We start from the raw sequence: 13,732 nt of genomic DNA, 5'->3' as shown, positions 1-13,732 counted from the left end.
GCTTTCGTGATAGTCAGGAGTACTAACCCGAAGTCACTGTACATTGAGCCTCTTTGGCGTGCAAGAGGCTTTTATATTGAACGATTGTCAACTTGCTTGATGATTGGACTAGTTGACGCCGTGTTGAAAAGGCGGGGTGGCAGGTCGTGAAAGCTCCGGACCCGGTCTCGGCTATGAAGCCGTCGAGGATCTCGGGGCGGCGTCGGATCGTGCGGGCGCGAGGCTGGGCGGGGACTTCTTCAGGTGGGCCCACATGCCTTCGACGGGGTTGAGGCCGGGCGCGCAGGGCGGGAGCTTGACCATGGTGAGCCAGTCGCTGTTGTGGTCGCAGAACTCCCGCAGCGCCTTGGCGTGGTGGGAGCCGGCGTTGTCGGAGGTCAGCAGGTTCCAGGCGGCACCGCCAACGCCCGCTGTCGCCCCCCTTCGGCCTCGGCGTCACAGCGGCCCTCCGTCGACGTAAATGGTCTGGCCGGTCAGGTACGCCGCATCCGCACTGGCCAGGAATGCCACCACGCCGACGATGTCCGACGGCGAGCCGACCCTGCGCAGCGGCACCTTCGACGCCACCTTCTTCCGCAACTGCGCGGGGTCGGAGCCCTGTCGGCGGGCCGTGTCGTCGGTCATCGCGGTGGCGATGAAGCCGGGGGCCACGGCGTTGACCGTGATCCCGTGCGGACCGAGTTCGACCGCCAGGGTGCGGGTGAGTCCCTGGACGGCGGCTTTTGCCGTCGCGTAGTTGGCCTGGCCGGGATTGCCCAACGCCGCGACGGAGCTCAGGTTGACGATCCGCCCCGAGCCCTGCCGCACCATGTGCCGCTGTGCCGCGCGGACCGTCCGGACGGCGCCGTGCAGATGGACGTCGATGACGGCGTCCCAGTCCTCGTCGCCCATCATGAAGAGCAGGTTGTCCCGGGTGATCCCGGCGTTGTTGACCAGGATGTCCAGGCGGCCGAACTCCTCGACCGTGTGGTCGATCGCCGCCTCCACCTGGTCGGTTGCCGTGACGTCGCAACCGATGCCGACGCACCGGCCGCCGGCCGCACGAATCGACGAGACGGTGGAAGCGGTGTCCGCCTCGGACCGTTCGACGACGGCGACGGCGGCACCCTCGAGGGCGAGACGTTCGGCCGTGGCTGCGCCGATGCCCCGTCCCGCTCCGGTGACGATGGCGACTGTGTCGGCGGCGAGGCCCATGCGCGGTCCTTCCTCTGCGGGGCTTTCGGTGGCTGTCGGTGACGGCGCCGACCGGATCGGGACACGGCCCGGACGGGTGACGTCGCTACGGGCGAAGCAGACTCTTCGGACGCAGGTCGGTCCAACGGGACTCGATGTGCCGGAGGCACGCCGCGCGACTGTCCGGCCCCAGCACGGCCCGCCATCCGGACGGCACGTCAGCGAATGCGGGCCAGAGCGAGAACTGTTCCTCGTCGTTTCGCAGCACCAGATAGCTGCCGTCTTCACTGTCGAACGGGTTGGCCATGGTCTGTACCTTTCCGCAAGAGTTCCTGAGGGGCGTCAGACCGTGGCCGGCGCGGGGCTGCCATCGGGCTTGAGGATGACCGGCAACGAACTCATTCCCTTCAGGACGCTCGAATAGATCCATTTTTCGGGCGCCGTCTGTTCGAAGTCGGAGACCGTGCGACGCAAGCCGTCCAGCACCGCCTCGACCTCCATACGGGCAAGGAAGTGGCCCAGGCAGTAGTGCGAGCCGGTGGCGAAGGTCAGGTGTTTGTTGGGCGTGCGGTTCAGGTCGAACCTGTCCGGGGCCGCGAAGACCCGCTCGTCCCGGTTGGCCGAGGCGAACCAGACACTGACGTTGTCCCCGGCCCTGATGAGCTGCTCGCCGTTCACCACGACATCCGCGGTGGCCTGGCGGCCACCGTGCAGCGGCGGCACGGTCCAGCGCAGGACCTCTTCCGTGGCGGTCTTCAGGTCAGCCTCGCCCCGCTTGAGTGCCTGCCACTGATCCCGGTGTTCCATCAGCGCGAGCAACCCGCCGGTGATCGCGTGGCGGCCGGTCTCGTCCCCTCCGATGATCAGCCCGTAGCAGTTCGACATGAGTTCGGCGGCGTTGAGCGGCTTGCCGTCGATCGTGCTGTTGGCCAGCAGGCTCACCACGTCCGTCTCGCTGCTGCCCCGGCGGGTCTCAGCCAGGTCGGCGAAGTACAGGAGAATCTCGTTCTTGGCCACCGCACCCTCCTCCGGCGGAGCGTCCGCGTAGTCCGAACTCAGCACGTGGCCGGTCAGGCTGAGCAGATACTTCCGGTCGGCCTCCGGAATCGCGAGCAGGTCGCAGATGGCCGCGAGCGGGACGTTGCCCGACACGTCGGTCGCGAAGTCGCAGGCCCCCGCGTCCGCCGCGTCGGCCAGGAGCTGGTCGACCGTCCGTGTCAGGGTGTCCTTGATCTTCGTCAGCATCCGCGGCGAGAACGCCTTCGTCAGGATCGAGCGCATCTGCGTGTGCCGGACGCCGTCGGTCACCGCCAGCATCGTACGAGCGGCCGAGTCGCCGCCCGTGACCAGCATCGGCAGGACGTTGCCCTTCTCGGCGGTGAAGTTCTGCCGGTCCTTGTACACGGCGGTGGCGTCGGCGTGGCGAGTGACCGCCCAGAAGCCGGGCTGCGATCCTCGCGGGTGCTGCCAGTAGAACGGGCGCTCCTGTCTCAGGTGGCGCCACACCTCACTGAGATCGTTCTCCGCGTGCAGACTGGAATCCGCCAGATCGATGTTCTCGAGTTCATTCGGCGGGATCACCGGTAGCGCGGTCATCGTTCTACTTCCCCTTTCCGTCCGTCGGATCTGCCGCGCGTGCCGGTGCTCGGCCGACGTTGCCCGCTACGGCGGCAAGGGCTTCGACGGTCGGGTTCATGACGAGATCCTTCGGCGAGATGGCCAGACCGGCCTTCCGTGCCTTCTGGATCACGGTGATGGCCACCATGCTGTTGCCGCCGAGCTCGAAGAAGTTCCGGTCGGCGTCCACCGGGGGCACGCCGAGCACTTCGCCGAAGATCTCACTCAGCGCCTTCTCCTGCGGGGAGACAGGAGCCCGCCCGCTCGACTCCGTTGTCGGCAGTGGCAGTGGCAGCGCCCGGCGGTCGAGTTTGCCGCTCGGCGTCAGCGGAAGTGAGTCGATCAGCACGTAGGCGTCCGGAACCATGAAGTCGGGCAGGAAACGGCCGGCGTGCCGGCGAAGCTCCGCCGTGCTCGGTGTGGCCCCGGAGGGGATCAGATAGGCCACGAGCTGCTGTGTGTCGGCCCGGTCCTCACGGATCACCGCGACAGCCCGGTCGACCGCGGGGTGCGCGGCAAGGGCGGCTTCCACCTCCCCGAGTTCGATCCGGAACCCACGCAGTTTCACCTGCTCGTCGGCGCGGCCGAGGAAGTCGAGGGCCCCGTCCGGCCGCCACGACACCACGTCACCCGTCCGGTACATGCGGGATCCGTCAGCGGCGAACGGATTGGCGACGAACCGTTCGGCGGTCAGTGCGGGGCGCCCGAGGTAGCCGCGTGCGAGTCCGGCGCCGGCGACGTACAGCTCACCGGGCACTCCGGCGGGCACGGGGCGTAGCGCCTGGTCGAGTACGTAGCACGCCGCGCCGGTGATGGGCCCGCCGATCGGCGGTGTCTTTGCGGCCGACAGCGGCTCGCTCATCGTGGCACAGACGGTCGCCTCGGTCGGGCCGTAGGCGTTGATCACTCGACGGCCGGTCGCCCAGCGCCCGATGAGGTCGGCGGAGGCGGCTTCCCCGGCGAGGACGAGGGACCGCAGGTCCGGCAGTGCCTCGGGGACCACGCTCGCCGCGGCCACCGGCGGAAGGACCGCGTGTGTGATGCGCCGCGTGACGAGGACGTCGGACAAGGTGTCGCCCGCCAGAATGGTGGCAGGGGGAATGACCAGGGCGGCTCCGGCCTCGGCGGTCGCGAGGAGTTCCGTGAGGAAGGCGTCGAAGCTCGGAGACGCGAACTGCAGGATCCTGCTCTCCTGATCGACGTCCATCCGCTCGACCTTGGCTGCCGCGAGGTTGGCGAGACCGGCGTGGGTGACCGCGACGCCCTTCGGCTTGCCAGTGGATCCGGAGGTGTAGATGACGTAGGCGAGTCCCGCGGTCGACAGCGGGCCCCTGCGGTCGTCGTCCCCGAGGTTCTCGTCGGACAGCCGGTCCGTCTCGGAGGCGACGGCCGCGTCGTCCAGCACGATGTGCCGAGGCTCCTGCGGCAGTCCGGGAGCCGTCGCCTGGTTGGTGCACAGCAGCACGGGGGCGGCATCGGCCACCATGTAGGCGATGCGATCAGCGGGGTAGCCGGGGTCGATCGGCAGGAAACCGGCCCCCGTCTTGGCCACCGCCAGTATCGCGACCACCATCTCGACCGAGCGGGGAAGGGCCAGGGCCACCAGCTGTTCCGGTCCGGCACCTCGGGCGGCCAGCAGCCGCGCGAGCCGGTTGGCGCGACGGTTCAGCTCCTCGTACGAGAGGGTCTCGCCGTCGGAGACCAGCGCGGTGTTGCCCGGGACGCGCTCGACCCTGCGCTCCACCAGGTCCGCCAGGGTGACGGCCGGCACGGCCTGAGCGGTGCTGTCCGAGTCGAGCAGGAGTTTGCGGCGCTCGTCGTCGTCGAGCATCCGCACCCGTCCGACGGGCTGCGCCGGATCCTCGGCCACCGCGTCGAAGATCCGGCACAGTACCTCCAGCATCCGCTCGGCTTCGGCGCGGGCGAACAGGTCCGGCCGGAAGTCCAGCCCGAGCCGCAGCCCGTCATCGTTGCCGTGTACGACCAGGGCGAGTGCGGCGCCGACGTCCTCGTGCTGCTCCACCGAGACGATGCGCATCTCAGGGAGGGCACCGAGGTACCGTGCCGGATCGGGATCCGAGTCCCCGAGCACGGCGACCGTGTCGAAGAGCCGCTGCGGGCCGGTGAGGGCATCGACCTCCGCTGAGCGGAGCGGCGCGTGTTCGGCGATCCGCACCTGCTCCCGCTCCAACCGGGACAGCACCTCTACGAGCGGCTCTGCCGCACTCCACCGCACCGGCACCGGCAGGATGTCGGAGAAGCCACCCATCATCTGCTCGATGCCGGGGAACCTCGGCGGGTCTGTCTGGACGCAGCCGAAGACGGCCTCCTGACGGTTGGTCAACCAGCCCAGCAGCAGTCCCCACGCGCCCTGGACCACCGTGGCGAGCGACAGCTGATGCTCACGTGCCCGGGTGAGGACTCGGGCTCCGGTCTCGGGCGGGAGTTCGCGGAGGACTCGCGCCAAAGGCATCGGCTTCCCGGTGGGGGCCGCCGGCGCCACCAGGGTGGGTTCGTCCACTTCGGCGAGCCTCTTGCGCCAGGCGCTCTCGGCAGCCGCACAGTCCCGCTCGGCCAGCCAGACGTCGTAGTCGGGTGCGGGCGTCGGCAGGTCGGCGGCCTCCAGGGGTTTCACGTACCAGTCGATGAGTTCACCGAGCAGCGTGCGATGGGACCGGGCGTCGAGCACCGCGCGACCACTGGTCAGGCGGAGCCGGTAGGCGGTGGTTCCCAGCCGCACCAGCGTCAGACGGGGCCCGCCTTCGGCGACGGTCTCGTCCTCCGACACAAGACGCTCAAGCTCGGCCCGGCGCCGATCCTCGTCGAACTCGCTCAGGTCGACAGCGCGCCAGGACAGACCTGCGACCGACCCCGAGTGGCGCTTTGCCAGGTGCGAGGCGGCGGCGGCGAGCGCCGCCACGTCGACAGAGCCCTCGATATCGACCGACGACACCACACTGCCGGGCAACATGGGCATGTTGTTCTCCGTCATCTCAGGACTCTTCTTCGCCGTGGGTGGCCGCGAGACGCGCCATGGCATCCGCGCGAAGCCGCAACTTGTCCGGTTTTCCGAGGCCGACGAGCGGCAGGCTCTTGCGTACCTCGATGTCGGTCGGAGCGTGATGGGGGCTGAGCATGCCGCCGACATGCGCGCGAAGTTCGTCGGGAGCGACCTGGGCGCCCTCCCGCAGGACGACCGTGGCGCAGATGTGCTCAAGCCGGTCGGCGTTCGCCGCCCCGAACACCGCCGCCTCCGCGACAGCGGGGTGTTCCAGCAGCGCGTGCTCGACCGAGGCGGGATAGATCTTGATCCCATTGGCCTTGATCACGTCCGCGATCCGGCCGTGCAGGTGGAGGTAGCCCGCCTCGTCGAGATGCCCGATGTCCCCCGTGTGGATCCATCCGTCCCGCACGGTGCGCACGGACTGATCGGGATCGTTCCAGTAACGGTCCATGGACCATGGTGAATTGACGCATACCTCGCCGGGCTCGCCGGGCGGCAGCGCGCGGTCGTCCCGCGGATCGCGGATCGTCACCCGCAGCCATTCGAGCGGACGCCCCACCGTCGCGCGCAGGGCGTCGTCTCCGTGCTCCTGCGGCAGGAGCCAGCTGATCATGTTGGTCTCGATCGTGCCGTAGACCTGAATGAGCACGGGCCCGAAGACCTTCGCGGCCACCGCCAGCCGCTCGGGCGAAGCGGGCAGGCCGGTGTAGAACAGGTCGCGCACACTCGACAGATCGGTCTGCGCCGTGTCCGGGTGGTCGGCCAGCGCGTACAACTGCGGAGCGGCGATCGCCAGTCGGTTGACCCGATGGAGGGCCACCGTCCGCAGGACCTCTGCCGCGTCGAAGCCGGGCAGCAGCACGACCGTGCCGCCGGGAACCATCACGTCGTCGGCGGCAAAGCCGCTGGAGTGGGTCAGGGGAGCGGTGATCAGGCTGGTCGCCTTCTGGCCCCGGACGGCGGACGCCGTGACCATCTCGTTCTTCACCCTGAACGACCAGCCCGCTCCCTTGGGCCGCCCGGTCGAGCCGCTGGAGTAGGTGACCACGGCGATGTCGCCGTCGCGCGCCATGTCCGGGCGGAAGGCATCCGGGGGGAGGGCCGTCAGGTCGACCACATCGTTGCCGAGGTCGCCGAACCCGGCGAGCAGGCGGCGGTCGGCCATCGAGGCGCAGATCGCCCGCGCGCGGCTGAGGTTGGCCTCGTCGACGGTGATCATCACAGGCGCTGTCTCGGCGATGATGCCGCTCTGTGAGTCCATCGAGAGCTGCTCGGCGGGGTTGACGGCGTTGACACCGGCAAGGTGGACCACTGTGGCGCCGAGCAGATTCGCGGCGTAGCGCGACACCAGGGTCCCGGGGGTGTTGGGCTCGGTCAGAATGCCGACCACGCTTCCCACCCCGACGCCGTGGGTGCGCATCACCGCGGCCGCCGACGTGACCGAGTCGGCCAGATCGCCTGCCGTCGTGGGAACGTCGCGGTGGACAAGCGGCACGCCGGAGGGGTTGGCACGGAAGGCGTTCAGGATCTGGCGAACATAATGCTCATTGCCTTGCAAAACACATTCTCCAATCCAGCTGACAGGGCAAGGTTCAGGCCGCTTCCTCGCTGCCCACTTGGATGACCTGACCGGTCACCGATGACGCCCCGTCGCTGACCAGGAACGGGACTGTCGCGGCGATCTGCGCCGCATGGTGCGGCACGGCCGCATCGGCGACTCGTGGGTCCGCGTCGGCTCGGATGTCCGCAGCGGGAGGCGTGGGCGCGATGGCGTTCACCGTGATCCCGAACGCCCGCAGTTCCAGCGCGATCGTCCTGGTGAACCCTTCGAGGCCGGCCAGCACGGTCGAGTGGTCGTGTGCGCCGTTCATCACGGAAGCGGGCACGTCCGCGATGGAGATGATGCGTCCCCAGCCCTGCCTGATCATCGGGTCGATCACCGACCGGCTGGCGACGAAGAGCCCTCGAAGGGGGCGGCCGACCGCCGCGCGCCAGTCATCATCGGAGATCAGGCTCAGTGAATCACGGGCGGTGAGGGCGACAATGTTCACCAGGACATTCGGATCACCCAGTTCGGTGCTCACCCGGCCGAGAGCGGTATCGACCGAAACCGGATCGGCGACATCGGTCTCGATGGCCAGTGCTTGTCGTCCGGTCTCTCGTATTCGATTTACGGTCTCCGCGTCGGCAGTGCTGTCCCGGCAGAGTATCGCAATATCCCAGCCGAGCTCCGCCAAATGTACGGCGACGGCATCACTCGAAAACCGGTTCCCGCTGGCGACAATCGCGACAGGAGCCATGTGCCGATCCTCCTTGAATTCACCGTCGTCTGTTATGCGATGACTCATAAAAGGCCCGGCGTTACCCTGTAAGCAGCCTCTTCGAACGTCGAGGGAAACTCAAGCGGATCGTGACTAAGTCTTCGTTAAGTCTCTGCTGCGCTACCGGAGGTCACAGTGACCGCGGTGAGGACGAGTCCGCTCCGGACCAGCCAGCGCCCCTCAAGCGTCGGCAGTCGAGTCCCGGCGACGACCGGGCCGGGGACCAGCAGCCGGGCCCGGAATCTCCCGGCGTCCGGGTCGAAGGTGATCGTGGCCTCCTCGAACCCCAGCCACCGGCCTGTGAGCGGGGACCACGCCTTGTACACGCTCTCCTTGGCGCTGAACAGCAGCCGGTCCCAGCAGATCTCCGGCCTTCGGGCGGCAAGGTCGGACAGCCAGGTCTGTTCCTCGGGAAGCGCGACGACTTCCAGTTCACTGCCCGGCATCGGCTGGTGGAGCTCGGCGTCGAGGCCGATCGCCGCCAGGTCGGCGGAGCGCGCGACAGCGGCGGCCCGGTAGCCCGCGCAGTGGGTCATCGAGCCGACGACGCCGTCGGGCCAGGTCGGCGCGCCCAGTGGCCCTCGGAGGATCGGCACCGGCGCGATTCCGAGCCCGGACAAAGCGGTGCGGGCACACGCCCGCACCGTGCCGAACTCCCTTCGCCGACTGTCCACCATCCGCGCGGTCAGGGCCTCCTCCTGGGAGAAGAGCACGGGCGGATCCACCGGGTCGCCGAAGGTCTGGACGGCCACGACCGGCGGCGACAGCAGCCGCTCGATCATCCGCCGCTCCGCACGGCAGCCACCTCGGGAAGGATTCGGACCAGTTGGCCCGGCGCCGTGGACCGGCGCTGCCACTCACGGGGATAGCCGAGTGAGACCTCGCGGTGCGGCACCCCGTCCTCATAGATGAGGGAAGGGATGTGCAAATGCCCGTAGACGACCGCCACCGCACGGAATCTGCGGTGCCAGTCCGCGGTGGCCTCGGTGCCGCACCAGAGCGCGAACTCCGGGTGGTGGAGCACTCTGGTGGGCCGACGCACCAGGGGGAAATGATTGACCAGGACGGTCGGCAGTGCCTTGTCCACGGTGGCCAGCCGCGCCTCGGTGACCTCGAGACGCGCGTGACACCAGGCGGGCCGGCTCGGATACGGGTCGGGGTGGAGCATGAATTCGTCGGTGCAGATCACCCCGGCACCCTCGGCCAGGGCGAGCGCCTCCTGCGCGTCGCGTGCGCGGTCGGGCCGGAAGCTGTAGTCGTAGAGGACGAAGAGCGGTGCGATCACGGCTGGTCCCCCCTCGCCCTCCCAGAGCGGGTACGGATCCTCGGGGGTGACGACGCCGAGTCTTCGGCACAGCTCCACGAGATGGCGGTAGCGGGCCTCGCCGCGCAGTTGCACCGGGTCGTCGGGCGGGGTCCACAGCTCGTGGTTGCCGGGAGCCCAGACCACCTTCTCGAAGCGGTCGACCAGCAGCGACAGCGCCCATTCGATATCCGCGACGGTGTCACCGACATCCCCGGCGACCAGCAGCCAGTCGTGATTTGAGCCGGGGCGCAGCGCCTTGACGATCCTCTTGTTCTCCTCGTAGCGGACATGCAGATCGCTGATTGCCACCAGGCTGCCCTGCATCCTCAACGTTCTGCCCCTTCGAACGCTTCACCTGACATTCGATTCACCGCTGAAATGGCGAATATCAGTGGGGAATCAGAATTCCCGCAGGCGGGACGGTGAGGCCATTTCATCGGTGAAGTCCACTCCGGTGTGCCCGCCGATATTCAATGAGTTCAACAGTAAAGATCGGTAACGCGGTGTACAAGCAGCTGAGTTCTAGTAGCCTGCTAAGTCCGCTTAGCGTTGCGGCACCTGAAGCACGGTTTTGCGATGGCTGAAGGCCGCCAGGGAGTGTGCGCCCCGGTAGCTGCCCGTTCCGCTCGGCCCCACCCCGCCGAAGGGCAGTCCGGGGTCGAGGACCTGCGCCATCGGCAGGCCGAACACGAGACTGCCCGAGGCCGTCTCCTCGGCCAGTCGGCGCCGGGTGTCCGTGGAGCGTGTGAAGCCGTACACGGCAAGAGGCTTGTCCCGCTCGTTGATGAAGGCGATCGCCTCGTCCACCCCGGACACCTCGACGATCGGCAGGACCGGACCGAAGATCTCCTCCTGCATCACCGGCGAATCGGCCCGCACCTCGGCCAGCACCGTCGGCGCGATGTACCGGTTCTCCCGGTCGTGACCGCCACCGACGACGATCCGGCCGGAGTCGAGGAGGCGGACGAGGCGGTCGAAGTGCCGCGGGTTGATGATCCGTCCGTAACTCCGTGAGGCTCGCGGATCGGTTCCGAACAGCTTCTCGAGCGATCGCGCGAGCTCGACCTCCAGCGTTCGCGCCGTCTCCGGGTCGGTCAGCACATGGTCGGGAGCGACGCAGGTCTGGCCCGCGTTGGTGAACTTGGCCCGGGCCAGCCGGGCCGCCGTGTCCGCGAGGTTCGTCCCACGGTCGACGAACACCGGGCATTTGCCCCCCAGTTCCAGCGTGACCGGGGTCAGGTGCTCGGCCGCGGCACGCATGACGACCCGTCCGACCACGCCGTTGCCGGTGTAGAAGACGTGGTCGAAGCGCTGGGCCAGCAGGGCGGCGGCCTCCGCGACGCCCCCCTCCACCACGGACACCGCATCGGTGTCCAGGTACCGCGGCACCAGCCGGGCCAGGAGCGCCGAGCAGGCGGGCGCCAGGTCGCTGGGCTTGGCCACCACCGCGTTGCCGGCGGCCAGTGCGCCCACGACCGGAACCAGCAGCAGCTGCACCGGATAGTTCCAGGGCGCCATCACCAGCACCACACCCAGCGGGTCGTACCGGAGATGAGCCTCGGAGCCGGGAGGGCACCCGGGCGCGGTCACCGGCACCGGGCGCAGCCACTCCTCCAGGTTCACCAGGATGTGGTCGATCTCGCGGATGGTGAACCCGATCTCGGCCGCGTACGCCTCGGCGCGGTTCTTACGCAAGTCGGCGTGGAGGGCGGTGGTGAAGTCCTCCGCGTGGTCGGACAACATGGCTCGTAGGCACGTGAGTTGCCGTGTCCGCCATTCCAGCGAGCGGTGGCTGCCGGTGCGGCAGGCGGCGCGGAGGCGGGCGACGACTTCCTCGGGCCGTTCCGGGGCGCAGGTGGGTGGCAAGGGACCTTCCGTTCGGTCAGGCCGGGTCGGCGATCCAGCTTCCATGGAATCCGAGAGGCACTCGGGCGGGCAGATGTACGGTGGCCAGAGGCTCACCCGTGAAGTCCTGAGCGGACAGGATGACGAGATCGCTGGCGCCGCGGCCGGGGTCGTGGACGTAGGCGAGCAGGTAGCCCTCGTCCTCCGCGCCCGGGGACGTGCCGGGGACGAAGACCGGCTCACCGGTGTAGTGTCCGCGGCCCAGGGAGCGGACCGCGGTGGTGTTCGCGGAGAAGTCGTGCTTGAGCAGCGCGTCGCCGTACGCCTGGTCAGGAAGGCTTTCCAGGTCGTCGTCGGGACCGAAGTAGGAGTGCATGTCGGGGACCACGGCCGCGTAGCCGTAGCGGTGAGGCGTCGAGACCACGGTCGGGTTGACGCCGGGGAATTCCTGGGCGCGGTCGTCCAGGCGGGTCTCGGTGACCTTGCCGCTCGCCGTGTCGATGACCCAGCGGTCGAGCGTGGGCAAGGAGTTGCCGTCCAGCCGGAGGTCGGCGTACATGCGGGGGTAGCGAATGACGTCGACCACCACACGGTCGCCGTCGTCGTAGGCGTTCAGAGTGTGGAAGACCCAGCACGGGTCGATCTCGAACCAGCGCACCTCGGTCCCGTGCCTCGGCAGCAGCCCGACCCTGGCTCCCCGGCTCTCCTGCCAGTCGTAGACCAGGGGTGCACCGGACGCCGCGGCGGTCAGGCTGTTGACCGCCGGCAGGTCGTAGAGGACGACGTACTTGCCGGTCAGCGCGAAGTCGTGCATGACCGGACGGTGCGGTGCCGGGATGTTCACGATCCGGGTGAGCATGCCGGCGGGAGAGAGCACCGAATACTGCACGAACTCCGCACGCGTGGCGTAGGAGACGGCATGGAGTTCGCCGCTGCGCGGGTCGAGCTTGGGGTGGGCCGTGTAGCCCGCCGGGAGCGTGCCGCGGAAGTCGCATGGGCGTACGGTGTCGAGGTCCGGGGTCAGTTCGTACGGCCGGAAGCCGTTCTCGACCAGGGCGAGGATGCGTCCGGCGTGCCCGATCACATGGGTGTTGGGGGCGAAGTCCGATCCCGGGAAGCGGGAGCCCCGGCGCACCTTCTCCCCGAGGCTCCTTGCCACGGCGGCCGATCGGACCCATCTGTTCCGGTACCACTCGGCCCGGCCGTCCCGAAGCCGCACCCCGTGGACCATGCCTTCCCCGAGGAACAGGTTGAGGCGCGGATCGTCAAGGCGCAACGGATTGGGGCCGTTGCGCAGGTAGCGCCCTTGCAGCTCGTCCGGTATCCGTCCGGTCACCGGCAGATCGAAGGCGGTGATCTCATCGCGCACCGGAGTGAAAGCTCCCTGGTAGGGGGCCTTGACGCTCATCGGACAGCTCCTCTCGTCGGGTCCCCGGCCAGGGCGCAGAGCTCCAGCGTGTCGGCCATGTCTGCAAGGAGTGATCGCCCGTTGGACGGGAGGAAGGGGAAGAAGTGGCCGCCCGCCAGGGTTCTGGTGCGAAACCGGCCAGTGGTGAAGTCGCGCCACCTCGGCAGCGTGGACGCGGGAACCAACGGGTCATCGGCGCCCGCGTAGGCGGTCAGCGGCAGATCGAGGCGGATGCCGTCAAGCCCGAGCAGGGCGCGTCGGGCCAGCACCAGGTCGTGGGCCAGTACGTACTCGGCCCGTGAGTGACCGCTGTCGGCGTCCAGGGCTCGCAGCGGCAGCCGGTGCCGGGTGAACATCAGTTCCAGCCCTTCCGGTGTGTCCAGAGGAGCGGCCAGGTCGAGCGCGTGGGGACCCGGGATCCCGGCCGTCAGGACGAGGGCGTCGCACGAGCCGGGGCTCTGTGCCACGACGGTCACGGCGAGCAGGGAGCCCATGCTGTGACCCCAGTAGAGCGTGGGCATGGGCGGGAGGGCCGCCAATTCGCCGACGATGCCGTCGACCGCGGCCTGGAGCCGGACGGTCGGGGGCTCACCGGCACGGTGCTCACGCCCGGGAAGGGTGACCCCGGTCAGTTCGACATCGCTCGGCAGTGCGGACAGCAGACGCGCATAGGTCTGCGGCCCCGAACCGGCGTGGGGAAAGGCCACAAGTCTGAGACGGCTGTGCCGGGTGGGCCGCAGTTGCCTGAGCCAGACGGGCGGTGAGTGCATGGTGGGCGGTCCTCAGGGGCAAGGGGCAAGGGACGGGCGGGCTGCCGGACGCTAGGAGCCTCTCTGCCAACTGCCGGGATTGCGATAGACGTTGAGACGTTCCGGGAGACTCCAGCGGGCCGTGTCGCGGCGGGTGCCTCCGTCCGCCGAGGGGGCGGGGTCGCCGTTGCGGATACGGGCGAGCAGTACGGCGGTGATCACCGCGAGCTCTTCGGGGCCGGGCTTTCCTCTCTCCACTCGTATGGCGTCGGGCATGGCGTCGGGCATGACGTCGGGCATCAGGACCCT

Annotated in this window: 13 protein-coding genes; all 13 read right to left on the bottom strand. The window is 68.8% G+C overall.

Features of this window, described 5'->3' with window-relative positions:
• Positions 1 to 171 precede the first annotated feature (171 nt).
• Positions 172 to 381 carry a transposase gene (locus OFY01_RS32670; RefSeq protein ID WP_407700393.1) on the bottom strand — a complete coding sequence of 70 codons (210 nt, stop codon included), beginning with the start codon at positions 379 to 381 and terminating at the stop codon, positions 172 to 174.
• Positions 382 to 435: 54 nt separating this feature from the next.
• A complete protein-coding gene (fabG, locus tag OFY01_RS20840) occupies positions 436 to 1,194 on the bottom strand; it encodes a 3-oxoacyl-ACP reductase FabG (RefSeq protein ID WP_266602163.1) in 759 nt (252 codons plus the stop codon).
• Between the two features lie 85 nt (positions 1,195 to 1,279).
• Positions 1,280 to 1,480: an MbtH family protein gene (locus OFY01_RS20835; RefSeq protein ID WP_266602161.1), complete on the bottom strand. Its 201-nt coding sequence runs from the start codon at positions 1,478 to 1,480 to the stop codon at positions 1,280 to 1,282.
• A 35-nt stretch (positions 1,481 to 1,515) separates the two neighbouring features.
• A complete protein-coding gene (locus OFY01_RS20830; RefSeq protein WP_266602159.1) occupies positions 1,516 to 2,769 on the bottom strand; it encodes a cytochrome P450 in 1,254 nt (417 codons plus the stop codon).
• 4 nt (positions 2,770 to 2,773) lie between these two features.
• Positions 2,774 to 5,782 carry a non-ribosomal peptide synthetase gene (locus OFY01_RS20825; protein ID WP_266602157.1) on the bottom strand — a complete coding sequence of 1,003 codons (3,009 nt, stop codon included), beginning with the start codon at positions 5,780 to 5,782 and terminating at the stop codon, positions 2,774 to 2,776.
• A 1-nt stretch (position 5,783) separates the two neighbouring features.
• Positions 5,784 to 7,289: an ANL family adenylate-forming protein gene (locus tag OFY01_RS20820; RefSeq protein WP_266602155.1), complete on the bottom strand. Its 1,506-nt coding sequence runs from the start codon at positions 7,287 to 7,289 to the stop codon at positions 5,784 to 5,786.
• 97 nt (positions 7,290 to 7,386) lie between these two features.
• Complete coding sequence (locus tag OFY01_RS20815) at positions 7,387 to 8,094, bottom strand: SDR family oxidoreductase (protein WP_266602153.1); 708 nt, start codon at positions 8,092 to 8,094, stop codon at positions 7,387 to 7,389.
• A gap of 125 nt (positions 8,095 to 8,219) precedes the next feature.
• Positions 8,220 to 8,897, bottom strand: coding sequence for a 4'-phosphopantetheinyl transferase family protein (locus OFY01_RS20810; RefSeq protein ID WP_266602151.1), 678 nt, complete (start codon positions 8,895 to 8,897; stop codon positions 8,220 to 8,222).
• Positions 8,894 to 9,745, bottom strand: coding sequence for a metallophosphoesterase family protein (locus OFY01_RS20805; protein ID WP_266602149.1), 852 nt, complete (start codon positions 9,743 to 9,745; stop codon positions 8,894 to 8,896). The genes OFY01_RS20810 and OFY01_RS20805 overlap by 4 nt, the downstream gene beginning before the upstream one ends.
• Before the next feature lie 219 nt (positions 9,746 to 9,964).
• Positions 9,965 to 11,287, bottom strand: a complete 1,323-nt coding sequence (locus tag OFY01_RS20800; protein WP_266602147.1) for an aldehyde dehydrogenase family protein — start codon at positions 11,285 to 11,287, stop codon at positions 9,965 to 9,967.
• Positions 11,288 to 11,303: 16 nt separating this feature from the next.
• Positions 11,304 to 12,674, bottom strand: a complete 1,371-nt coding sequence (locus OFY01_RS20795; RefSeq protein ID WP_266602144.1) for a carotenoid oxygenase family protein — start codon at positions 12,672 to 12,674, stop codon at positions 11,304 to 11,306.
• Positions 12,671 to 13,444, bottom strand: coding sequence for a thioesterase II family protein (locus OFY01_RS20790; RefSeq protein WP_266602142.1), 774 nt, complete (start codon positions 13,442 to 13,444; stop codon positions 12,671 to 12,673). Before OFY01_RS20790 ends, OFY01_RS20795 begins: the two co-directional genes overlap by 4 nt.
• Positions 13,445 to 13,495: 51 nt before the next feature.
• Positions 13,496 to 13,723, bottom strand: a complete 228-nt coding sequence (locus tag OFY01_RS20785) for an acyl-CoA carboxylase subunit epsilon (RefSeq protein WP_266602140.1) — start codon at positions 13,721 to 13,723, stop codon at positions 13,496 to 13,498.
• Between the last annotated feature and the right edge of the window lie 9 nt (positions 13,724 to 13,732).

Origin of the sequence: Streptomyces beihaiensis, assembly GCF_026274175.1 — a bacterium.
Lineage (GTDB): Bacteria > Actinomycetota > Actinomycetes > Streptomycetales > Streptomycetaceae > Streptomyces > Streptomyces beihaiensis.
This window is presented reverse-complemented; position numbering and strand designations above follow the sequence as displayed.

Excerpts from the sequence above, each read along its gene's own strand:
- OFY01_RS20815 (WP_266602153.1), bottom strand. The coding sequence starts at position 8,094 with ATGGCTCCTGTCGCGATTGTCGCCAGCGGGAACCGGTTTTCGAGTGAT.
- OFY01_RS20795 (WP_266602144.1), bottom strand. The coding sequence starts at position 12,674 with ATGAGCGTCAAGGCCCCCTACCAGGGAGCTTTCACTCCGGTGCGCGAT.
- OFY01_RS20825 (WP_266602157.1), bottom strand. The coding sequence starts at position 5,782 with ATGACGGAGAACAACATGCCCATGTTGCCCGGCAGTGTGGTGTCGTCG.
- OFY01_RS20835 (WP_266602161.1), bottom strand. The coding sequence starts at position 1,480 with ATGGCCAACCCGTTCGACAGTGAAGACGGCAGCTATCTGGTGCTGCGA.
- OFY01_RS20785 (WP_266602140.1), bottom strand. The coding sequence starts at position 13,723 with ATGCCCGACGTCATGCCCGACGCCATGCCCGACGCCATACGAGTGGAG.
- OFY01_RS20805 (WP_266602149.1), bottom strand. The coding sequence starts at position 9,745 with ATGCAGGGCAGCCTGGTGGCAATCAGCGATCTGCATGTCCGCTACGAG.
- OFY01_RS20810 (WP_266602151.1), bottom strand. The coding sequence starts at position 8,897 with ATGATCGAGCGGCTGCTGTCGCCGCCGGTCGTGGCCGTCCAGACCTTC.
- OFY01_RS20790 (WP_266602142.1), bottom strand. The coding sequence starts at position 13,444 with ATGCACTCACCGCCCGTCTGGCTCAGGCAACTGCGGCCCACCCGGCAC.
- fabG (WP_266602163.1), bottom strand. The coding sequence starts at position 1,194 with ATGGGCCTCGCCGCCGACACAGTCGCCATCGTCACCGGAGCGGGACGG.
- OFY01_RS20830 (WP_266602159.1), bottom strand. The coding sequence starts at position 2,769 with ATGACCGCGCTACCGGTGATCCCGCCGAATGAACTCGAGAACATCGAT.